The organism is Kitasatospora sp. NBC_01266 (assembly GCF_036242395.1).
Classification (GTDB): Bacteria; Actinomycetota; Actinomycetes; order Streptomycetales; family Streptomycetaceae; genus Kitasatospora.
Genome location: NZ_CP108458.1, coordinates 3065558 through 3088917, shown reverse-complemented (window position 1 = coordinate 3088917; position 23360 = coordinate 3065558). Strand labels below are relative to the sequence as shown.

General features: G+C 68.4%; 13 protein-coding genes and 3 rRNA genes. 12 read left to right on the top strand and 4 right to left on the bottom strand.

The features are described from left to right. Positions 1–40 precede the first annotated feature (40 nt). Both OG403_RS13090 and OG403_RS13085 read left to right on the top strand, forming a co-directional pair. On the top strand, positions 41–4105 hold the full coding sequence (locus OG403_RS13090; RefSeq protein WP_329564247.1) for an ABC transporter ATP-binding protein: 4065 nt from the start codon (positions 41–43) through the stop codon (positions 4103–4105). Between the two features lie 222 nt (positions 4106–4327). Then, positions 4328–5827: an MFS transporter gene (locus tag OG403_RS13085; protein ID WP_329564245.1), complete on the top strand. Its 1500-nt coding sequence runs from the start codon at positions 4328–4330 to the stop codon at positions 5825–5827. 50 nt (positions 5828–5877) lie between these two features. Here OG403_RS13085 and OG403_RS13080 read toward each other — a convergent pair whose 3' ends face one another. Further along, positions 5878–6870 (bottom strand): ATP-grasp domain-containing protein, encoded by a 993-nt coding sequence (locus OG403_RS13080; protein WP_329564243.1) that lies wholly within the window; start codon positions 6868–6870, stop codon positions 5878–5880. Between the two features lie 190 nt (positions 6871–7060). Next, on the bottom strand, positions 7061–8059 hold the full coding sequence (locus tag OG403_RS13075; RefSeq protein WP_329564242.1) for a hypothetical protein: 999 nt from the start codon (positions 8057–8059) through the stop codon (positions 7061–7063). Positions 8060–8402: 343 nt separating this feature from the next. On the opposite strand from OG403_RS13075, the gene OG403_RS13070 reads away from it, so the two are divergent. The 10 genes from OG403_RS13070 to OG403_RS13025 all read left to right on the top strand — a co-directional run bounded on the left by OG403_RS13070 (position 8403) and on the right by OG403_RS13025 (position 21612). After that, positions 8403–9392, top strand: a complete 990-nt coding sequence (locus OG403_RS13070; protein WP_329564240.1) for a S66 peptidase family protein — start codon at positions 8403–8405, stop codon at positions 9390–9392. A gap of 35 nt (positions 9393–9427) precedes the next feature. Beyond that, positions 9428–10108 carry a nucleoside/nucleotide kinase family protein gene (locus OG403_RS13065; RefSeq protein WP_329564238.1) on the top strand — a complete coding sequence of 227 codons (681 nt, stop codon included), beginning with the start codon at positions 9428–9430 and terminating at the stop codon, positions 10106–10108. A 622-nt stretch (positions 10109–10730) separates the two neighbouring features. Then, a 16S ribosomal RNA gene (locus tag OG403_RS13060) occupies positions 10731–12252 on the top strand. Positions 12253–12525: 273 nt separating this feature from the next. Further along, positions 12526–15645, top strand: a 23S ribosomal RNA gene (locus OG403_RS13055). Between the two features lie 83 nt (positions 15646–15728). Then, positions 15729–15845, top strand: a 5S ribosomal RNA gene (rrf, locus tag OG403_RS13050). Together the 16S, 23S and 5S rRNA genes form the textbook arrangement of a ribosomal RNA operon. 298 nt (positions 15846–16143) lie before the next feature. Beyond that, positions 16144–16809 (top strand): ABC transporter ATP-binding protein, encoded by a 666-nt coding sequence (locus tag OG403_RS13045; protein ID WP_329572284.1) that lies wholly within the window; start codon positions 16144–16146, stop codon positions 16807–16809. 185 nt (positions 16810–16994) lie between these two features. Beyond that, a complete protein-coding gene (locus OG403_RS13040) occupies positions 16995–19640 on the top strand; it encodes a sensor histidine kinase KdpD (protein ID WP_329564236.1) in 2646 nt (881 codons plus the stop codon). After that, on the top strand, positions 19637–20317 hold the full coding sequence (locus tag OG403_RS13035) for a response regulator (protein ID WP_327069175.1): 681 nt from the start codon (positions 19637–19639) through the stop codon (positions 20315–20317). Before OG403_RS13040 ends, OG403_RS13035 begins: the two co-directional genes overlap by 4 nt. A 123-nt stretch (positions 20318–20440) precedes the next feature. Beyond that, positions 20441–20848, top strand: a complete 408-nt coding sequence (locus tag OG403_RS13030) for an OB-fold nucleic acid binding domain-containing protein (protein ID WP_329564234.1) — start codon at positions 20441–20443, stop codon at positions 20846–20848. Next, positions 20845–21612: a DUF3159 domain-containing protein gene (locus tag OG403_RS13025; RefSeq protein ID WP_329564232.1), complete on the top strand. Its 768-nt coding sequence runs from the start codon at positions 20845–20847 to the stop codon at positions 21610–21612. The genes OG403_RS13030 and OG403_RS13025 overlap by 4 nt, the downstream gene beginning before the upstream one ends. An 82-nt stretch (positions 21613–21694) precedes the next feature. Here OG403_RS13025 and OG403_RS13020 read toward each other — a convergent pair whose 3' ends face one another. Together OG403_RS13020 and OG403_RS13015 are read right to left on the bottom strand one after the other, a co-directional pair. Beyond that, entirely contained in the window at positions 21695–22348 is a 654-nt protein-coding gene (locus OG403_RS13020; RefSeq protein WP_329564231.1) for a potassium channel family protein, read from the bottom strand. Then, positions 22348–23013, bottom strand: coding sequence for a potassium channel family protein (locus OG403_RS13015; protein WP_329564229.1), 666 nt, complete (start codon positions 23011–23013; stop codon positions 22348–22350). The genes OG403_RS13020 and OG403_RS13015 overlap by 1 nt, the downstream gene beginning before the upstream one ends. Positions 23014–23360 lie beyond the last annotated feature (347 nt).

Below are 23360 nucleotides of genomic sequence, written 5' to 3'. Positions count from 1 at the left end.
CGTGGACGACCGCCTCATGAAATGGTTAGTATCCCTAAATATGCCTGAGACTCACGGCTCCACCAGGGAGATACCCGCGGCAGAGGTCGCCAGCCCCGCGAGGCCCGGATCCACCGCGCCCCTCACCGCACCCGCGCCAGGCGCCCCGGACAGCCCGGAGGCTCCCGCGCCCCCGGCCGCGACCGGCTGGCTCCGCCGCCTGTCCGGCTACTGCTGGCGCTACCGGCGCAACTTCCTGCTCTCCCTCGGCGCCTCGCTCGGTGGCATGGCGGTCACCGCGATCGTTCCGCTGGTCACCAGGCTGATCATCGACGACGTGATCACCACCCACACCCGCGCGCTCATGCCGTGGGCGGTCACCCTGGTTCTCGGCGCCGTTCTGGTCTTCGGCTTCACCCAGATCCGCCGCTACACCGCAGGCCAGCTCGCCCTGGACGTGCAGCAGGATCTGCGTGCTGACCTGTTCCACTCGCTCACCCGACTCGACGGGGCCAAGCTCGACCGGCTCGACACCGGCCAGGTGGTCAGTCGCGCCACTTCGGACCTGCAGCTGGTGCAGGGCCTGCTCTTCATGCTGCCGATGATGATCGGCAATCTGCTGCTCTTCGCGATGTCGATCGCCGTGATGCTCTGGCTGTCGCTGCCGCTGACCGTGATCGCCCTGGTGATGGGTCCGGCCCTGTGGTGGGTCGCGACATTGAGCCGCAAGCGGCTCTTCCCCGCGACCTGGGTGGCCCAGCAGGAGGCCGCAGCGGTGGCGGGCGTGGTCGACGCGGCGATCGGCGGCGTGCGGGTGGTCAAGGGCTTCGGCCAGGAGGCTCAGGAGCTCGACAAGCTGGAGGAGGCCTCGCGCAGCCTGTACGGGGCGCGACTGCGGGCGATCCGGCTCAACAGCCGCTTCACCCCCGCCCTGCAGGCGATCCCCGCGCTCGGGCAGGTCGCGGTGCTGGCGCTCGGCGGCTGGCTGGCCGTGAACGGCGAGGTCACCCTGGGTACCTTCGTCGCCTTCTCCACCTACGTGGCCCAGATGACCGGCCCGGTCCGGATGCTGACCGTGGTGCTGACGGTTGGCCAGCAGGCTCGCGCCGGCGTGGAGCGGGTCTTCGAGCTGATCGACGAGCGGCCGCTGGTCACCGAGGCGCCCGAGGCTCACCCGCTGCGGCCGGTGCCGGGCGCCCCGGCGTTGGAGTTCGAGCAGGTCGACTTCCACTACCTGGCACGGGAGCAGGAGCGGACCCCGACCTCGACGGCCGGAGCCGCCGGAGCAGCCGCACCAGCCGGCGAGACCGGCGAGACCGGCGAGACCAGAGAGGCCGGCGAGGCGGGCGAGGCCGGTCAGGCCCCGACCCCCGTGCTGCGTGGCCTGAGCTTCCAGGTCGCCCAGGGCGAGACGCTCGCCCTGGTCGGTACTTCCGGCTCGGGCAAGTCCACGCTCGCCCAGCTGATACCCCGGTTCTACGACCCCGCGGCCGGTGCCATCCGGCTCTACGGTCAGGACCTGCGCGAGGTCACCCTCGACTCGATCCGCGCGATGGTCGGCATCGTCCCCGAGGACAGCTTTCTCTTCTCCGACACGGTGCGCACCAACATCGCCTACGGTCGTCCGAACGCCACCGAGCAGCAGATCGAGGCCGCCGCTCGCGCCGCCCAGGCCGATGGCTTCATCCGCGACCTTCCGCAGGGCTACGAAACCAAGGTGGGGGAGCAGGGCCTGACCCTCTCCGGCGGCCAGCGCCAGCGGATCGCACTGGCCCGCGCGATCCTTTCCGACCCGCAGGTGCTGCTGCTCGACGACGCGACCTCGGCGGTCGACCCGCAGATCGAGGCCGAGATCCACGAGGCGCTGCGCACCGTGATGGTCGGCCGTACCACCGTGCTGATCGCTCACCGCCGCTCCACCCTGCAACTCGCCGACCGGATCGCGGTGCTCGACCACGGTCGGCTGCTCGACGTCGGTACCCACCAGGAACTGGTGGCCCGATGTCCGCAGTACCGTGCGCTGATCACCGACCCGGAAGCGCTCGCGGGTCATGCCACGTCCCACACCACGCCGGACGGTACGAGCAACTCGGCCATCCCGGCCAACCTGCAAGGCCCGGTCAGCCCAGCCACCCCGAACATCCCAGCTGTCCCAGCCGTCCCAGCCGTTCCAGCCACCCCGCCCGCCCAGACGACCCCCGAGTCCGCCCGCACCACCACCGCTGCGCGCTCCCTCACCGGCCGCGCCGCAGCCCCCGAGCTGCTGGCCCAGGTCGCGGCGCTCGCGCCGGCCACCGACATCCCGGCGGTCCCGATGGCGGAAGCCGCCGCCGGGGACCCGGAGTTCACGCTCGGCCGCCTGCTCAAGCCGTTCCGCGGCTTCCTGGCGCTGGCCTTCGTGCTGCTCGCGCTGGACGCGGGAGCCGGGCTGGTGGTCCCGATCCTGATCCGGCACGGTATCGACGACGGCGTCACCAAGGGCGTGATGTCCGGCGTCACCGTGGCCTCGCTGATCGCGCTGCTGGTGGTGCTGCTCGACTGGCTGGTGCAGAGCACCGAGACCAAGGTCAGCGGTCGCACCGGCGAGCGGGTCCTCTACACCCTGCGGCTGAAGATCTTCGCCCAGCTCAACCGGCTCGGCCTGGACTACTACGAGCGCGAGCTGACCGGCCGGATCATGACCCGGATGACCACCGATGTCGACGCGCTCTCCAGCTTCCTGCAGACCGGCGTGGTCACCTCGGTGGTCAGCCTGTTGACCTTCTTCGGGATCTTCGCGGCACTGCTGATCATCGACGTCGGCCTGGGCCTGACCGTGTTCACCGTGCTGCCCCTGCTGGCTGTGGCCACCGTGGTGTTCCGCCGGAAGTCGGTGGCGCAGTACCAGGCTTCGCGCGAACTGATCAGCGCGGTCAACGCCGGCCTGCAGGAGAACGTGGCGGGCATGCGGATCGTCCAGGCGTTCCGCCGCGAGGGCGACACCAGGGCCAAGTTCGCCGAGCAGGGCCGCGCCTACCGCGACGCTCGCGTCCGCGCGCAGTTCTACATCTCGCTCTACTTCCCGTTCGTCGAGTTCCTCTCCAGCGTCGCCGCCGCGCTGGTGCTGATCGCCGGCGCGTCCCGGGTGAACGCCGGGACGCTGACGGTCGGTGCGCTGGTCGCCTACCTGCTCTACATCGACCTGTTCTTCGCTCCGGTGAACCAGCTGTCGCAGATCTTCGACGGCTACCAGCAGGCCGCCGTCGGCCTCGGCCGGATCCGCGAGCTGTTGCGGACCCCGACCAGCACGCCCGAGGCAGCCGACCCGGTGCCGACCGAGCGACTGCGCGGTGAGATCCACTTCGACGGCGTCAGCTTCGCCTACAACGGCGGCGGCGAAGGCAACCCGGAGGTGCTGAGCGGCATCGACCTGCGGATCCCGGCCGGCCAGACGGTCGCGTTGGTCGGTGAGACCGGCGCGGGCAAGTCCACGCTGGTCAAGCTGGTCGCCCGGTTCTACGACGCGACCGGTGGCACGGTGCGGGTCGACGGCTGCGACGTGACCCGCTACCGCCTGGTGGACTACCGCCACCGGCTCGGTGTGGTGCCGCAGGAGGCCTACCTGTTCGCCGGCACGGTCCGCGACGCGATCGCCTACGGCCGCCCGGAGGCGACCGACGAGCAGGTCGAGGCCGCTGCCACGGCGGTCGGCGCGCATCAGATGATCACCTCGCTGCCCGGCGGCTACCAGCACGAGGTGGCCGGCCGCGGCCGGAACCTGTCGGCCGGTCAGCGGCAGCTGATCGCGCTCGCCCGGGCCGAACTGGTCGACCCGGACATCCTGCTGCTGGACGAGGCCACCGCGGCCCTCGACCTGGCCACCGAGCTGGCCGTGAACCACGCCTCGGACCGGCTGCGCGACGGCCACCCCGACCGTCCGGGCGGCCGCACCACCCTGGTCATCGCACACCGCCTGACCACAGCGGAGCGGGCGGACCGAGTGGTCGTACTGGACCACGGCAAGGTGGTCGAGGACGGCACGCACGCCGAACTGCTCAAGGCTGACGGGGCGTACGCCCGGCTCTGGCGCGCATTTGTCGCCGAGGGCCACCGCCGCGAGCCGGTGCCTGCGGAGGTGACCGGTTGAATCGACCGATCGGCCTACTCGACTTCCTGCGGCGCTGTTGCCCGACGGGTCGTTCGATCACGGACTGATATCGAGCGTGCGCCAACTAGGTTGACTGAGGGCCATTGGGGCGCCACCTGGTACAGGGGTGGCGCCCCGAGCTGGTAGACAAGCGGGGCGACCGCACGGACAGCGGTACGCGACCTCCCCCCGTACCACCCTCAGGTCGAGAGGCCCCTGCCCATGTCTTCGCGCGCTCGCGAGACGGGGCGCAGCACTGCGCACCAGACTCCACCCTCTTGCACCGGCCCCGCCGAGTCCGGCACCGCCGAGCAATCCAGTACTCCCACGGTCACCCCCGCCGGCACAGCTTCAGCAACGGACGCGGCCGCCACCCCCGGCGACAGCGGCGCCCCCAACGCGCTGCCGCTGGTGCCGCTCGCCGCCCTGTTCACGGTCGGCTACCTGCCGGCCTGCCTGGTCCCCACCATCGCCACCCGGCTGACCAGCGGGTTCGGCCTGACGGCCACCCACGCCGGCGCGGTCGGCAGCGCGCTGCTGCTCGCCTCGGCCGCCGCCGGCTTCACCCTGGCCGGCCGGGTTGCGGCGATCGGCCCGGCCCGCCTGGCCCGCGCCGGGCTGGCCCTGCTGACCTGCGGCTTCACCCTCGCCGCCGCCGCACCCTACGGAGCGCTGCCGCTGCTGGTCGTCGGCTGCCTGCTCGGCGGACTCGGTGCCGGGACCGCCTCCGCCGTGGCCGGCACGGGTGTGGCGGCCGCGGCCGATCCGCATCGCGCCTCGGTGCTCGGTCTGCTGGTCCCCTCGGTCGTCGCGGCCGGCTGCTACCTGCTGCTGCCCCGGTTGGGCGACTCGCCCGCCGTACCGTTCGTGCTGCTCGCGGCGCTCGGCCCGCTGGTCCGACCACTGCTGACGGCACTGCCCGGTCCTGCACTGCCCGGTCCTGCACTGCCCGACCCCGCACTGCCCGGTCCTGCACTGCCCGGTCCTGCACTGCCCGGTCCCGCACTGCCCGCCCGCCGATTGCCGCACCGCACGGCCGGTCTGCTGCTGGCCGCGACCACGGTGTTCTGGGCGGTCGCGCAGAACGCGCTCTGGGGCGTCAGCGGTCAGATCGGGCTGCACCAGGTCGGCTTCTCCGAGCGTGAACTCGGGCTGGTCTTCGCGGTGGCCCTGGGCGGGGGACTGTTCGGCGTGCTGGCTTCCGGGGCGCTCGGCAGCCGGGTGGGTCGGGCACTGCCGCTCGGCCTCGGGACGGCGGTGATCGCGGCCTGTGTCGCGGTGAGCGCCGACGCCCGCTCGGCGACCGGGTTCGCCGGCGGCGAGGTGCTCTGGAACGCGCTCTACCCGCTGGTCCTGACCTATCTGATCGGGTTGGCGGCCGAGCTGGACCCGGCCGGACGGTGGACCGTCCTGGTCGGGTCGGCCTCCGCCCTCGGCGTCGCGTGCGGTCCGCTGACCGGTGCGACCCTGCTGGTCGACCTCGGTTGCCCGGTGTTGGCGGCGGTGCTCGGCGGCACGCTGCTGCTCACGGCTGGGCCGCTGGTGCTGCTGGCCCGCGCCTTCGGAGCGCCGCCGAGCCCAGCGGCGGTGGCACTCCCGCTTCCCACGCCGCGCAGCCCGGACCCGCACCCGCCCGCCCCGCACACCCCAGATCAGCACTCCCCTGATCAGCACACTCCTGATCAGCAAAGCTCCGATCCAACTGTCGACAAAGCCGCCTGACGGCAGATCAGCAAGGTGGCCGACCGGCACTCCGCCCGGCGGCGGACGACTCAGGTGGAGATCAGCGAGGAGAGCAGCCCGGACACCTCCGTCCCACGAGGCAGGTCGCTCACCTGCCCGTCCCCGACCTCCACCACCATCCACCCGCCACCGTCGGCGAGCAGCGCGAGGTCGGTGGTGACGAACCGGCAGCCCAACGCGCGGACCAGCGAGCGCACCTGGGTCAGGTCGGGGGCTGGGAACACCTCGGGGGTGTCGGGGTGCGGCCCGGTCAGCACGGGTTCACCGTCCACCCACCAGACCCGGGCCTCGGCCGCTTGCCCGGGTAGCGGAGTGGCGGGCGCCGTCCCGGTCCTGGCCGCGGCCCTGGCCTCGGCCTCGGCCCTGGTCCGAGCCCCGGCTCTGCTGCCGACCGCATCCCGGACTCGTCCGACGTCGACGGCCTCGGGCGGGGCGAAGGCGTGGAACCTCCGCAGCACCACGCCACCGGCCAGGAACTCACCCTGCAGTTCGACGAAGCGGTTCACCACCCGGCTCACCGCGGGCAGGTCGGCCAGTTCGGGGAGGTAGCAGGCCTCGTGCCACTCGTGCTTGCGGGACTTCACGTAGTCCTTGACGATGGCCGGTCCGTGTCCGCCCAGCCGGCTGACAGCCTCGGCCAGCTCGGCCGGATCATGGTCGGCCGCCAGCCAGACGCTGTCCGGAGTGGCGCCTTCGAAGGTGCTGTACCAGCCGGGCAGCTCGTGGGCGACCGCATAGGCGGCGGCGCTGGTCAGCAGGTGGCAGCCACGGTCGGCGAGTGCGCTCACGAAGGCCGCGTACGCCGACACCGGTAGCATCCAGCCGCGATACCAGGCCGGGCCGATCCCGGCGGGGACCCGGCGGACAGCCTCGGTGGCCTCCCCGGCGAGCAGCGCGTCATGGTCGACCAACGCGGTCTCGCCGCCCAGCCCGCGGACCAGTTGGGCTTCGTAGGAGTAGTGCGGGTCGACGCGCCGGTGGTTCAGCGGATCCTGCGGCAACAGGATGGTCGGGGCTGGCATGGCCCACAGGGTAGCGGCGCACCGTGCTCCGGTCCGTGGCTTTGACCGCTCCGCGCGTCGGGAGCGCGCAGCCACGGGTGCGCCGCGGAGTGCGTCCGGAGCACGGCACGGCGCAACGGCGCGTTCGACCAGCAAGGACTGCGCTGATCGCGCCGCCCAGCCTTGGTGGCTACCCCGCCCTGGCGGCTGCTCAGCCGCGCCGGCGCCGACCGGCCCCGTGTTCCGGGGTGACCTGCCACTCCCGGGGGCGCAGTTCACGGTCGTGCAACGCGTCGGAGTTGATCAGAACGGTCAACTCGGCCCGACCGAGTTCTTCGAAGCTCAGCTTGGTGGCGGCGAGCAGTAACTCGGTCGGCACCGAGATCGCGATCGACGGACGCCAGGACGGCAGCACGGCCAAGGTGGTGCCCCGGCCGACCCGGATCAGCTGTGCGGTGACCCGGCGGCAGCGCTGCTCCTCCGCCCGCCCGACCGAGCCCGGCACCGCCCGGGGACCGCCGATCAGGATGCCCAGCGGTGGTACGGGCGCCGCAGGAGCCTCGACGGCCTCGCCGTCGACCATCGCGGTGTCGACCATCGCGGTGTCGACCAGCGCCGCGTCGACCAGCTCGATGCCGGCTGCCGCTGCGACCACCTCCGCCCCGGTGGCCTCCGGTCGCGTTTCGGTGTCCTCGCCGGGGTTTGTGGACCCGTTCCGGAGCGCCGTCCGCCGCGGCGGTGCCGGCCGCCGGATCCGTGGCCGCGGACGGGGCGGCGAGGGACGCCAGAGGCCGACCGGCCCGGTCGGCTCCCCGTCCCCACGCGCTCCGTCCCCGCTAGCCCCATCTCCGTAGGTCTGCGGCTCGCCACCGGCCAGAGCCTCGACCGCGCGGTCCCGGGGTGCCGGCACGGCCCCGGCCGTCCGGCCGGGAGCGGATCGGAACGGTCGCTCGGCCGACGGGTCGACCCCGGCCTGCACCAGCAACTGTTCGACCTCGGCCACCGACTGGTGGCTGGCCGCCGCCAACTCCGACAGCTCGGCACCTCGTTCGTAGGCGGCCCGCAGTCGCGAGGCCAGCCCTGCCCGGAGGTTCGCGGTGGTCGCGGCGCCGGGATCACGGCGCACCGGTTGCGCCGAGGTCGGCGGCGCGCAGACCTGCGGCAGCTCGGCCGTCGTCTCACCGGCCGGGGGTTGGTTCGGTGTGTCCATCGGTATGAACGATGAGCTCATCGGTGAGGTCCTCCGGTGTACAGTCCGCCCGAATCCTGCCGTACCGGAGGGGGAACGTCCATGGGATCGCATAGCGAATCACACGTGCCCTGTTGGCATCCAGTGGGCGGAACCCGTGCCACAGCAGCGAGTTTCCGCCAAGTCCCGCCCCAGTGACTCGAACTGACGTTTCATCGACGGTTGATCTCATAGAACTCTCATCTGTGCGTGGCCCTTTGACAGGTGAAGAGTCCCGGTCGGGCGACAATGTGATCCGAACGCACGACCGCCTGGCGGCCCGGCCACCAGGGCCCGCCCCCTGCCCACCTGGAGGACGGACGACATGACCACGCCCCTCGTGCCCGCACCCGCCGCCACCGCGCTGCCCTCCCCGCACGGCCTCACCCGTCCGCGACGTCTCGTCCCCGGTGACCGGGTGGCCGTGGTCGCCCCCAGCGGCCCGATCGACGCCGCCCGGTTGGCGGCGGGCTGCGCGATCCTGCGCTCCTGGGGCCTGGAGCCCGTGGTCGCACCGCACGTCCTGGACGTGCACCCACGCCTGGACTACTTCGCGGGCACCGACGAGGACCGGGCCGCCGACTTCCAGCAGGCCTGGCTCGACCCGACGATCGCGGCCGTCATCTGTGCCCGCGGTGGGTACGGCGCCCAGCGGGTCTGCGACCTGCTCGACTGGAACGCGCTGCGTGCCGCCCCGCCCAAGCTGCTGGTCGGCTTCAGCGATGTGACAGCGCTGCACGAAGAACTGGCCGTGCGCCTCGGCCTGGCCTCGCTCTACGGTCCGATGGGTGCGGCCGGCTCCTTCGTCGAAGACCCGGCCACCAGCGAGCACCTGCGCCGCACCCTCTTCGATCCGGCCGGCGTCACCACGTTGACCGGTCCGCAGGCGGGTCCGCTCGTGCCGGGCCGCGCGCACGGCATAACGGCCGGGGGGTGCCTGTCCGTCCTGGCCGCCGAATGCGGCACGCCGGGTGCCCGCCCCTCCTACGCCGGCACGATCCTGCTGCTCGAGGACGTCAACGAGCAGCCGTACCGGATCGACCGCATCCTCACGCAGCTGCTGCGCTCCGGCGCCCTGGACGGCGTGAGCGGGGTGGCTCTCGGCTCCTGGGAGGGCTGCGGGCCAGCCGACCGGGTCCGCGCTGTCATGCTGGAACGCCTGGGCCCACTCGGCGTCCCGGTGCTCTGGGAGCTGGGCTTCGGCCACAGCTCGTCCACGCTGACCGTCCCGCTCGGCGTGCCCGCCATCCTGGACGCCGACGCCGGCACCCTCACCATGGAGCTTCCGGCGCTGGCCGGCGAACTCGACCACTGAACTCGACCAACGAACCAGAGCACCGAATGAAGAACGTGGACCAGCCAGACCTCACCTCGCCCGAGCAGCCCGCCACTCTGGCGGCCCAGCTGCTCGCCACCCTGCGCACCGGCCGCCCCGGCGGGCGGATGCTCCTCGGGCTGGCCGGCGCGCCCGCCGCCGGCAAGTCGACCTTGGCGCGCTACCTGGTCACCGAGGTGAACCGGACCCAGGGCCAGGGCACCGCTGCCTACGTTCCGATGGACGGCTTCCACCTCTCCAACATGCAGCTCGACCGCCTCGGACTACGCCACCGCAAGGGCGCACCGCCGACCTTTGACGCGCGTGGCTATCTGGCACTGCTGGAGCGACTGGCCACCGACCGCTTCCACGACATCTATGTGCCCGACTTCGACCGCACCCTCGACGAGCCGGTCGCCGCCCGTCACCTGGTCACCCCCAGCACCCGTCTCGTCATCACCGAGGGCAACTACCTCGCAGCCGACACACCTGACTGGTCCCGGGCACGCTCATTGCTCCACGAGCTCTGGTACCTGGAGGCCGAGGACGAGGTCCGCACTGACCGCTTGATCCGCCGGCACCAGGCGGGTGGCCAGGACCGCCGCTCCGCCGAGGACCGGGTTGCGGCCAACGACCAGCCGAACGGCGAGTACGTGAAGCTGAGCCGCGCCCGCTGCACCCGCACCGTCCGAGTGGCCGATTTGCCGCACTCCTGACCGGGGAGTAAGGTTTCCTAGTCGCTCGGCTGGGAGCACCGGACACGCATCTGCGCGGACGGTCCCGGGGCGGCCACTCTCCTGAAACACCATCCTCAGCAAGATTGTCGATCGCTGACGTGTCGCTTTTTGCACGCTTCTGTGATGGGCTTGTTTTGCTGTGCCGGTAATTCGGTGAGTGCGGCCGGATTCGCTTTTCGGAGCGGGACTGGGCTAAAGTTCAACACGTCGGACGGGCCGTCAGGTCCGGTACGGCGAAGGCCTCCTGGAGGCCGAAGCGGTGCGGAAGACCTGGTAAGGTTGGAAACACCGAGAGCGAGTCGGGAAACGCCGAGAGGCGGGTCTGATAAGCTCGAAGAGAAGAAAGAACGAAGCGCCCGGAGAGCTTGCGAGAGCGGCTTGAAGGAAGCGTCCGTTCCTTGAGAACTCAACAGCGTGCCAAAAGTCAACGCCAGATATGTTGACATCCCCGGCCTCGATCGCTTGATCGGGGTTGGAGATTCCTTTTGAAGTAAAACACTAGCGAGGACGCAGTGCACGAGGTCACCCTATTCCGGTGGTTGTCGTGCCGCTCAACGCGGGTGGCCGCTCGCGCTTTTAATTAAGCACTGTCGAGCAGACATTCACGGAGAGTTTGATCCTGGCTCAGGACGAACGCTGGCGGCGTGCTTAACACATGCAAGTCGAACGGTGAAGCCCTTCGGGGTGGATCAGTGGCGAACGGGTGAGTAACACGTGGGCAATCTGCCCTGCACTCTGGGACAAGCCCTGGAAACGGGGTCTAATACCGGATATGACCTTCCTCCGCATGGGGGTTGGTGTAAAGCTCCGGCGGTGCAGGATGAGCCCGCGGCCTATCAGCTTGTTGGTGGGGTAATGGCCTACCAAGGCGACGACGGGTAGCCGGCCTGAGAGGGCGACCGGCCACACTGGGACTGAGACACGGCCCAGACTCCTACGGGAGGCAGCAGTGGGGAATATTGCACAATGGGCGAAAGCCTGATGCAGCGACGCCGCGTGAGGGATGACGGCCTTCGGGTTGTAAACCTCTTTCAGCAGGGAAGAAGCGCAAGTGACGGTACCTGCAGAAGAAGCACCGGCTAACTACGTGCCAGCAGCCGCGGTAATACGTAGGGTGCGAGCGTTGTCCGGAATTATTGGGCGTAAAGAGCTCGTAGGCGGCCTGTCGCGTCGGATGTGAAAGCCCGGGGCTTAACCCCGGGTCTGCATTCGATACGGGCAGGCTAGAGTGTGGTAGGGGAGATCGGAATTCCTGGTGTAGCGGTGAAATGCGCAGATATCAGGAGGAACACCGGTGGCGAAGGCGGATCTCTGGGCCATTACTGACGCTGAGGAGCGAAAGCGTGGGGAGCGAACAGGATTAGATACCCTGGTAGTCCACGCCGTAAACGTTGGGAACTAGGTGTTGGCGACATTCCACGTCGTCGGTGCCGCAGCTAACGCATTAAGTTCCCCGCCTGGGGAGTACGGCCGCAAGGCTAAAACTCAAAGGAATTGACGGGGGCCCGCACAAGCAGCGGAGCATGTGGCTTAATTCGACGCAACGCGAAGAACCTTACCAAGGCTTGACATATACCGGAAACGTTCAGAGATGGGCGCCCCCTTGTGGTCGGTATACAGGTGGTGCATGGTTGTCGTCAGCTCGTGTCGTGAGATGTTGGGTTAAGTCCCGCAACGAGCGCAACCCTTGTTCTGTGTTGCCAGCATGCCTTTCGGGGTGATGGGGACTCACAGGAGACTGCCGGGGTCAACTCGGAGGAAGGTGGGGACGACGTCAAATCATCATGCCCCTTATGTCTTGGGCTGCACACGTGCTACAATGGTCGGTACAAAGGGCTGCGATACCGTGAGGTGGAGCGAATCCCAAAAAGCCGGCCTCAGTTCGGATTGGGGTCTGCAACTCGACCCCATGAAGTTGGAGTTGCTAGTAATCGCAGATCAGCATGCTGCGGTGAATACGTTCCCGGGCCTTGTACACACCGCCCGTCACGTCACGAAAGTCGGTAACACCCGAAGCCGGTGGCCTAACCCTTGGGAGGGAGCCGTCGAAGGTGGGACCAGCGATTGGGACGAAGTCGTAACAAGGTAGCCGTACCGGAAGGTGCGGCTGGATCACCTCCTTTCTAAGGAGCACATGGCCGGTTGCGAGCGAATGTCTCGCACGGTTGCTCATGGGTGGAACGTTGACTATTCGGCACACAGGGTTGGTTGTCTCCTAGTACTGCTTCGGCGTGGAACGGTTTCGGTTGATCTGGTGTGTCGGGCACGTTGTTGGGTCCTGAGGGAACGAGTAATCGTTGTCTCAGTGCCGGTCCCATGCGAGGCGCCCTGTTGGGGTGTTGAGGGTGGGTGTCTGGTCGTTGTTTGAGAACTGCACAGTGGACGCGAGCATCTGTGGCCAAGTTTTTAAGGGCGCACGGTGGATGCCTTGGCACCAGGAACCGATGAAGGACGTGGGAGGCCGCGATAGGCCCCGGGGAGCTGTCAACCGAGCTTTGATCCGGGGGTGTCCGAATGGGGAAACCCGGCAGTCGTCATGGGCTGTCACCCATACCTGAACACATAGGGTATGTGGAGGGAACGCGGGGAAGTGAAACATCTCAGTACCCGCAGGAAGAGAAAACAACCGTGATTCCGGGAGTAGTGGCGAGCGAAACCGGATGAGGCTAAACCGGAGTGGTGTGAGACCCGGCAGGGGTTGCCATTTCGGGGTCGTGGGAAAGTTCTTCAGTCGTCTGCCGGCGGCTGGGTGAGTCAGAAACCGTTGGTGTAGTCGAAGGACATGCGAAAGGTCCGGCGTAGAGGGTAAGACCCCCGTAGACGAAACATTAGCGGCTCACTTGAGCTTCTCCCAAGTAGCACGGAGCCCGAGAAATTCCGTGTGAATCTGGCGGGACCACCCGCTAAGCCTAAATATTCCCTGGTGACCGATAGCGGATAGTACCGTGAGGGAATGGTGAAAAGTACCGCGGGAGCGGAGTGAAATAGTACCTGAAACCGTGTGCCTACAAGCCGTGGGAGCGTCGTTCGTCAGCTTGCTGGCGGGCCGTGACTGCGTGCCTTTTGAAGAATGAGCCTGCGAGTTTGCGGTGTGTAGCGAGGTTAACCCGTGTGGGGTAGCCGTAGCGAAAGCGAGTCCGAATAGGGCGTTTGAGTTGCATGCCCAAGACCCGAAGCGGAGTGATCTAGCCATGGGCAGGTTGAAGCGCGGGTAAGACCGCGTGGAGGACCGAACCCACCAGGGTTGAAAACCTGGGGGATGACCTGTGGTTAGGGGTGAAAGGCCAATCAAACTCCGTGATAGCTGGTTCTCCCCGAAATGCATTTAGGTGCAGCGTCACGTGTTTCTTGCCGGAGGTAGAGCACTGGATAGGCGATGGGCCTCACCGGGTTACTGACCTTAGCCAAACTCCGAATGCCGGTAAGTGAGAGCGTGGCAGTGAGACTGTGGGGGATAAGCTCCATGGTCGAGAGGGAAACAGCCCAGAACACCGACTAAGGTCCCTAAGCGTGTGCTAAGTGGGAAAGGATGTGGAGTCGCAGAGACAACCAGGAGGTTGGCTTAGAAGCAGCCACCCTTGAAAGAGTGCGTAATAGCTCACTGGTCAAGTGATTCCGCGCCGACAATGTAGCGGGGCTCAAGCACACCACCGAAGTCGTGTCATTCACAGAATACGTCCAACGACGCTGTGGATGGGTAGGGGAGCGTCGTGTTCCGGGTGAAGCGGCCGAGGAATCGAGTCGTGGACGGGATACGAGTGAGAATGCAGGCATGAGTAGCGATACAAGAGTGGGAAACTCTTGCGCCGATTGACCAAGGGTTCCTGGGTCAAGCTGATCTGCCCAGGGTAAGTCGGGACCTAAGGCGAGGCCGACAGGCGTAGTCGATGGACAACGGGTTGATATTCCCGTACCCGCTTTGAAGCGCCAACGCTGAACCTCTGAATGCTAAAGCCGTGAAGCCGGCCCGGAGTCTTCGGACAAAGGGACGTGGTGGAGCCGCTGATCCAACAGGGTAGTAGGTGAGCGATGGGGTGACGCAGGAAGGTAGTCCAGCCCGGGCGGTGGTAGTCCCGGGGTAAGGGTGTAGGCCGAGTGATAGGCAAATCCGTCACTCATTAAGGCTGAGACCTGATGCCGAGCCGATTGTGGTGAAGTGGATGATCCTATGCTGTCGAGAAAAGCCTCTAGCGAGTTTCATGGCGGCCCGTACCCCAAACCGACTCAGGTGGTCAGGTAGAGAATACCGAGGCGTTCGGGTGAACTATGGTTAAGGAACTCGGCAAAATGCCCCCGTAACTTCGGGAGAAGGGGGGCCATTCCTGGTGATGAGACTTGCTCTCTGAGCTGGGGGTGGCCGCAGAGACCAGCGAGAAGCGACTGTTTACTAAAAACACAGGTCCGTGCGAAGCCGTAAGGCGATGTATACGGACTGACGCCTGCCCGGTGCTGGAACGTTAAGGGGACCGGTTAGCTCTGATTCGTCAGGGCGAAGCTGAGAACTTAAGCGCCAGTAAACGGCGGTGGTAACTATAACCATCCTAAGGTAGCGAAATTCCTTGTCGGGTAAGTTCCGACCTGCACGAATGGCGTAACGACTTCTCGACTGTCTCAACCATAGGCCCGGTGAAATTGCATTACGAGTAAAGATGCTCGTTTCGCGCAGCAGGACGGAAAGACCCCGGGACCTTTACTATAGCTTGATATTGGTGTTCGGTTCGGCTTGTGTAGGATAGGTGGGAGACTTTGAAGCAGCAACGCCAGTTGTTGTGGAGTCGTCGTTGAAATACCACTCTGGTCGTGCTGGATGTCTAACCTGGGTCCGTGATCCGGATCAGGGACAGTGTCTGGTGGGTAGTTTAACTGGGGCGGTTGCCTCCTAAAGAGTAACGGAGGCGCCCAAAGGTTCCCTCAGCCTGGTTGGCAATCAGGTGTTGAGTGTAAGTGCACAAGGGAGCTTGACTGTGAGACCGACGGGTCGAGCAGGTGCGAAAGCAGGGACTAGTGATCCGGCGGTGGCTTGTGGAAGCGCCGTCGCTCAACGGATAAAAGGTACCCCGGGGATAACAGGCTGATCTTCCCCAAGAGTCCATATCGACGGGATGGTTTGGCACCTCGATGTCGGCTCGTCGCATCCTGGGGCTGGAGTAGGTCCCAAGGGTTGGGCTGTTCGCCCATTAAAGCGGTACGCGAGCTGGGTTTAGAACGTCGTGAGACAGTTCGGTCCCTATCCGCTGTGCGCGTAGGAGTGTTGAGAAGGGCTGTCCCTAGTACGAGAGGACCGGGACGGACGAACCTCTGGTGTGCCAGTTGTCCTGCCAAGGGCATGGCTGGTTGGCTACGTTCGGGAGGGATAACCGCTGAAAGCATCTAAGCGGGAAGCCTGCTTCGAGATGAGCACTCCCACCTCCTTGAGAGGGTAAGGCTCCCAGTAGACGACTGGGTTGATAGGCCGGATGTGGAAGCCTCGTAAGGGGTGGAGCTGACCGGTACTAATAGGCCGAGGGCTTGTCCTCAGTTGCTCGCGTCCACTGTGTTGTTCTGAAACAACGACCCCACGCCAGGTCACGGTGTGGTGCGGTTGACAGTTTCATAGTGTTTCGGTGGTCATAGCGTGAGGGAAACGCCCGGTTACATTCCGAACCCGGAAGCTAAGCCTCATAGCGCCGATGGTACTGCAGGGGGGACCCTGTGGGAGAGTAGGACGCCGCCGAACAATTCTTCTAGAAAAGCCCCCCATCCGGGAACGGATGGGGGGCTTTTCTGCGTTTCCGGCCTTTTCCGGCACAGCGTCGTCGCGGTGCGAAGCGGGCGGGCGGGGCGGGGCGGGCGGCACGAGAGTCGGCGCCGGCGCCTTCATGAACCGCCCGGCTGGCGTTACCGTTCTCCCCACTGACATCAGCAAGCAGGGCAACGCGGGGGGACTCCACGTGAGCGAGCAGCAGGGCGCCGGCACCGCCACCGGCAGCAACATCAACAGCAACAGTGAGTCCGCGACCGGCACCCTCGCGCCGATGATCGAGGTGACCGACGTCTGGCGCAGCTTCGGCAGCGGTACAACCGCCGTCCACGCCCTGCGCGGGGTGTCGTTCAGTGCCAGGCGCGGTGAGCTGACCGCGCTCCGCGGCCGCTCCGGGTCCGGCAAGACGACGCTGCTCAACCTGGTCGGCGGCCTGGACGCGCCCACCTCGGGGCGGATCATGCTGGACGGCGCGGACCTGGCGGGGCTGGACGAGGCTGGGCGACTGGCCATGCGGCGGGAGCGGATCGGGTTCGTCTTCCAGTCCTTCGGGCTGATCCCGATCCTGAGCGCGGCCGAGAACGTCGGGGTACCGATGCGGCTGCGCAAGGTGCCCACCGCGCAGCGTGAGGAGCGGGTGGCGACCCTGCTCGCCCTGGTCGGTCTGGCCGAGCATGCCGACCAGCGGCCCACCGAGCTGTCCGGCGGCCAGCAGCAGCGGGTCGCCATCGCCCGGGCGCTGGCGAACGAGCCGGCCCTGATCATCGCCGACGAGCCGACCGGCCAGCTCGACTCGGAAACCGGGCGCTCGGTGATGGAGCTGCTGCGCGCGGTGGTGCGCAGTGAGGGAGTGACCGCCCTCGTGGCCACGCACGACCCGCAGTTGATGGAGCTGGCGGACCAGGTCGTGGAGCTGCGGGACGGTCATATCGTCGAGTGACCGAGGAGTGCCCCAGCGGGCGAAGAACGCCTGGTCCAGGGCCGCGAAGTGTCGTCAAGATGCCGCTAAATCTGCCTTCCGACCAGCCCGATCGAAGGCGTGGGCCCGCCCCTCCCGTAGTCTCGTCTGCGCGAACAGGTGTCCGGGGGTGGTCCCCGCGACAGGCTCGATCAAGAATGGGACGCATGGCACGCGGAAGGCTGCGGATCTACCTCGGGGCGGCCCCCGGGGTGGGGAAGACGTACGCGATGCTCTGCGAGGCGCACCGTCGGCTGGGGCGCGGCACGGATGTGGTGATCGGCTTCGTCGAGCACCACAACCGGTCGAACACCGCCGAGCTGCTGCACGGCCTGGAGGCGGTGCCGCGGCGGGTGATGGAGCATCGGGGCGCGGAGTTCACCGAGCTGGACCTGGACGCGGTGCTGGCCCGTCGACCGCAGGTCGCGCTGATCGACGAGCTGGCCCACACCAACGTCCCCGGCTGCCGCAACGCCAAGCGCTGGCAGGACGTCGAGGAACTGCTGGCGGCCGGCATCGACGTCATCTCCACCGTCAACATCCAGCACCTGGAGTCGCTGGGTGACGTGGTCGAGGGCATCACCGGCGTGCGTCAGCGCGAGACGGTGCCCGACGAGGTGGTCCGGCGGGCCGACCAGATCGAGCTGGTCGACATGTCGCCCCAGGCGCTGCGCCGCCGACTCGCACACGGCAACGTGTACGCGCCGGAGAAGATCAACGCCGCGCTCTCCAACTACTTCCGCCCCGGCAACCTGACCGCTCTGCGCGAGCTGGCGCTGCTGTGGACCGCCGACCGGGTCGACGAGTACCTGCAGACCTACCGTGCCGAGCAGGGCATAGACAGCACCTGGCAGGCCCGCGAGCGGATCGTGGTCGGCCTGACCGGTGGCCCCGAGGGGGCCACGCTGATCCGCCGGGCGGCGCGGATCGCCGCCAAGGGCTCGGGCAGCGAGCTGCTCGCGGTGCACATCTCGCGCTCGGACGGCCTGGCGAACGGCGGCTCCCCGCAGACCCTGATCGAGCAGCGGGCGCTGCTCGAGAGCCTGGGCGGCAGCTTCCACTCCGTGCTCGGCGACGAGCCGGCCCAGGCGCTGCTGGACTTCGCGCGGGGCGTGAACGCCACCCAGATCGTGCTGGGCTCCAGCCGCCGCAAGGCCTGGGAGTACATCTACGGCCCGGGCGTCGGCTCCACGGTGGCCCGCGACGCGGGTGACATCGACGTGCACATCGTCACCCACGAGCATGTGGCCCACGGGCGGCGCCGACGGCTGCCGATCCGCAAGGTCACCGATCTGGGGCGACCTCGGGCGATCGCCGGCTGGCTCATCGGTGTGGTCGGACCGCCGCTGCTCGCGGTGCTGCTCACCCAGCTGAACGACACCGCGCTGCCCACCGACATGCTGCTCTTCTTCTCGGTGACGATCGGTGCGGCACTGATCGGCGGGCTCTTCCCGGCGATCGCCGCGGCGCTGGTCGGCTCCACCGCGCTGAACTACTACTTCACCCCGCCGATCCACAAGCTGACCATCTCCGATCCGCAGAACATCCTGGCGGTGGGGATCTTCACGGCCGTCGGCATCGCGGTGGCCACCGTGGTGGACGTGGCCGCCCGGCGCACCCATGAGGCGGCCCGCAGCCAGACCGAGGCGCAGACCCTGAGCACGCTGGCCGGCACCGTGCTGCGGGCGCCCACCGGTGAGGGCCTGACCGCCCTGCTGGAGCAGATCAGGGAGACCTTCGGGCAGGACGCGGCGGCTCTGCTGGAGCGCGCCGACGAGCACGCGCCGTGGACCTGCACCGCCTTCGTCGGCAACAACCCGCCGACCCGGCCGGACGACGGGGATGTGGATGTGCCGGTCGGTGAACACCTGGCGCTGGTGCTCTCCGGCCGGGTGCTGCCGGCCGCTGACCGTCGGCTGCTCGGTGCCTTCGCCGCGCAGGCCTCGGTGCTGCTGGAGCGCCGCCGGCTGGCCAAGGAGGCGGCCGCGGCCCGTCGGCAGGCCGAGGGCAACCGGATCCGCACCGCCCTGCTGGCCGCCGTCTCGCACGATCTGCGCACCCCGCTGGCCGGGATCAAGGCCAGCGTCTCCTCGCTGCGCGCCGACGACGTCCAGTGGAGCGAGGCCGACGAGCAGGAGCTGCTCGCGGGTATCGAGGCGGGCGCCGATCGGCTCGATCACCTGATCAACAACCTGCTGGACATGAGCCGACTGCAGACCGGCACGGTCACCCCGCTGATCCGGGCGGTGGACCTGGACGAGGTGGTGCCCTACGCACTCGGCGGGGTCCCGCTGGAGTCGGTGCGCCTGGAGGTGCCGGAGTACCTGCCGATGGTCCCGGCCGACGCCGGGCTGCTCGAGCGGGCGCTGGCCAACCTGATCGAGAACGCCGTCAAGTACAGCCCGCCGGACGTGAAGGTGCTGGTCAAGGCGGATGCGCTGGAGGCGGCGGCCGGTGCGGGCCGGGTCGAGCTACGGGTGGTCGACCGGGGGCCGGGGGTGCCCGAGGAGGCCAAGGAGAAGATCTTCGCGCCCTTCCAGCGCTACGGCGACGCCCCGCGCGGCGCGGGTGTCGGACTCGGCCTGGCGGTGGCACGCGGCTTCGTCGAGGCGATGGACGGCACCCTCACGGCGGAGGACACTCCGGGCGGTGGGCTGACCATGGTGGTCTCGCTGCCCGCCGTCGACCACCCGCCCGAGGCCGGCAACGCCACCGCAGCAGCGGCCGTCGAGTCGGCTGCCGAGCCGGCGCCCGCCGCCGAACCTTCCCTGACCACCGCTTCTCAGGCCCCCCGAAAGACGGAGCACGCATGACCCGGGTCCTCGTCGTGGACGACGAACCGCAGATCGTCCGCGCCCTGGTGATCAACCTCAAGGCCCGTAAGTACGAGGTTGACGCCGCACACGACGGCGCCAGCGCTCTGGAGCTGGCCGCCGCCCGCCACCCCGATGTGGTGGTGCTCGACCTCGGCCTGCCCGACATGGACGGGGTCGAGGTGATCAAGGGTCTGCGCGGCTGGACCCGGGTCCCGATCATCGTGCTGTCGGCCCGGCACGCCTCGGACGAGAAGGTCGAGGCGTTGGATGCCGGCGCCGACGACTACGTGACCAAGCCGTTCGGCATGGACGAGTTGCTGGCGCGGATGCGCGCGGCGGTCCGCCGGGCGGAGCCGGTGGCCGGCGAGGACGACTCGCTGGTGACCACCGAGGCGTTCACCGTCGACCTGGCGGCGAAGAAGGTCAACCGGGACGGCACCGACATCCGGCTCACGCCGACCGAGTGGCACCTGCTCGAGGTGCTGGTGCGCAACGCGGGCCGGCTGGTCAGCCAGACCCAGCTGCTCCAGGAGGTGTGGGGCCCGGCGTACCGCACCGAGACCAACTACCTGCGGGTCTACCTGGCGCAGCTGCGCCGCAAGCTGGAGGTGGACCCCTCGCACCCGCGCCACTTCATCACCGAGGCGGGCATGGGCTACCGCTTCGAACCCTGAGGCGGCCGCGAGGCGAACGGCCGGGCGAATCGCACCGCACCGGACCGGTGGCCGCTGCGCGGAACCCGGAGCGGAACACGTGCGCACCCCCGCCGACGGGGTCATAGCCGGTAGCCTTTCTGCATGAGTGGTAACAGCAGCGACCAGCCTCAGGGCAGGCTGCGCCGGATGTTCACCCGGCTCACCTCCAGCCCCGAGGAGCTCCAGGCCGAGGAGCTGCGTCAGGACGCCGCGGTCTTCGGCTGCACACCGATCGCCGAGACGGAGGACCGCGAGGTGGTCACCGTCTCCGGCACCCTGCGCACCGTGACGCTGCGCCCCCGGGCGGGTGTGCCGGCGCTGGAGGCCGAGCTCTTCGACGGGACGGACGCGCTGGACGTGGTCTGGCTGGGCCGCCGCTCGATCGCGGGCATAGAGCCCGGCCGCCGGTTGACCGCCTGCGGCCGGCTCAGTCAGGCACGCGGACGTCGCGTGCTCTTCAACCCTCGTTACGAGTTGCGTCCGGTGGGACAGGGGAGCGAACAGCAGTGACCAATCCGCCCGGCGGCGAGCACGCCGCCCCGCACGTACTGATCACTGAAAACCAGCAGTTCGATCCCGAGGAGGCAGCCGGCGCTGCCGATGAGGCCGCGGCCCGCGACGAAGCCGCGGCCCGGGACGAGGCGGCCCGCAAGGAGGCCGCCGACTCGATCATCCAGGCCTTCGGCGGCGTCCGCGGCATGATCGACATGACCCTGCCGGGTCTGGTCTTCATCGTCACCTACAACCTGACCCACCAGGTGTCCACCGCCGCGTGGGGCGCGCTCGCGCTGAGCGCGGTCTTCGTGGTGGTGCGACTGCTGCGCCGCGAGACCATCCAGCACGCGTTCAGCGGCGTCTTCGGCGTGGCGATCGGCGCGTGGATCTCGATGCACACCGGAAAGGCGCAGGACTTCTACCTGCCCGGCCTGCTCTGGAACGTCGGCTACGCGCTGGCCCTCGCCGTCTCCGCACTGGTCCGCTGGCCGCTGATCGGCCTGACACTGGGCCCGGTCACCGGCGAGATGTTCACCTGGCGCACCCAGAACCCCGGGCGGCTGGCCGCCTACACCAAGGCCACCTGGGCCTGGGTGGTGATCATGGGGATCAAGCCGCTGATCCTCTTCCCGCTCTACTTCACCGGCAACGTCAACCTGCTGGGCTGGCTCAAGGTCGCGCTCGGCATCCCGCCGATGCTGCTGGCGATGTACGTGACCTGGCGGATCCTGCTCACCGCGCCGGCGCCGATCAAGGCGGAGCAGCCCGAGGAGGAGTGACTCCGGCCCGACCGGGACGAACGTCAGGGCCCGCCCCCGATTCCGGGAGGCGGGCCCTGACGTGTCACATGCTGGGCGCAGGCTAGGAGAGCAGCTGCTCCAGCTCCTCCTCGCGCTCCTGCGCGGCCACGAAGAGCAGCTCGTCGCCGCCCTCCAGGGTGTCGTCCCGGCTCGGGACCAGCACCCGGCCCTCGCGGATGATCGTCACCAGCGCGGTGTCGGTGGGCCAGCTGACGTCCCCGACCCGGGTGCCGACCAGTGCGGTGTCCGCGGCCAGGGTCAGCTCGACCAGGTTGGCGTTGCCCTGGCTGAAGCGCATCAGCCGGACCAGGTCGCCGACGCTCACCGCCTCCTCGACCAGCGCCGACATCAGGCGCGGGGTGGAGACGGCCACGTCCACGCCCCAGGACTCGTTGAAGAGCCACTCGTTCTTCGGGTTGTTCACCCGGGCGACCACCCGCGGCACCCCGTACTCGGTCTTCGCCAGCAGCGAGACCACCAGGTTGACCTTGTCGTCACCGGTCGCCGCGATCACCACATGGCAGTGCTGCAGCGCCGCCTCGTCCAGCGAGGTGATCTCGCAGGCGTCGGCCAGCAGCCATTCCGCCATCGGGACCCGCTCCACCGAGATGGAGTTCGGGTTCTTGTCCACGAGCAGCACCTCGTGGCCGTTCTCCAGCAGCTCGCCGGCGATGGACCGCCCGACCGCGCCCGCTCCCGCAATCGCTACCCGCATCAGTGACCCTCCTCCGGGCCCTTGGCGAACGCGGCCTCGACCGTCGCCTGATCTGCCCGGCGCAGCATCACCTGCACCAGATCGCCTTCCTGGACCACCATCTGCGGGCTGGGCAGCACGCCCTCGCCGAGCCGGGTGACGAACGCCACCCGGGCGCCGGAGGCCTCCTCCAGCTCGCTGACCCGACGGCCGACCCAGCCCGGGGCGAAGGCCACCTCGGCGAGCTGGACGGTGCCGCTGGGATCCTGCCAGAGCGGCTCGGCGCCGCTGGGCAGCAGCCGGCGCAGCATCTGGTCGGCGGTCCACCGCACGGTGGCGACCGTCGGGATGCCCAGCCGCTGGTAGACCTCGGCGCGGCGGGGATCGTAGATCCGGGCCACCACGTGCTCGACGCCGAAGTTCTCCCGGGCCACCCGGGCCGCGATGATGTTCGAGTTGTCGCCGCTGCTGACGGCTGCGAAGGCGCCCGCCTCCTCGATGCCGGCCTCGCGCAGGGTGTCCTGGTCGAAGCCGACGCCGGTCACCCGGCGGCCGTTGAACCCGGCGCCGAGTCGACGGAAGGCAGTGGGGTCCTGGTCGACCACGGCCACCGAGTGGCCCTGCTTCTCCAGGGCTCTGGCCAGCGCGGAGCCCACCCGCCCGCAGCCCATGATGACGATGTGCACGGTGTTACCTCACCCGGTCCGTTGGGTTCTTGACCTGCGCAAACACCGCTCATCATCCTTCCGTGCCCGTTGGCCGGGGCGACTGGGGACCACCCTCGTGACTCGGGAGCGGCCTGGCAACCGGAGTGTTGCCCGTAAGTTCATCATCCGACACGCTATCCGGTTCATCAGACTGGCACGCGACGGGCGGCGGAGTGGCGCCGGTCAGGCGCGGCAAAGCGGGGCGGCGCACGGTACCGTCGGGTTCCGTCGAGAAGCCTGGTCCGGTCGAGTTGCTCGACGCCGTGCCGAATCCCCGCCGAGCCCAGCAAGGACACCGCTTCGTGAGTCGCAACACCCCTCCCCGC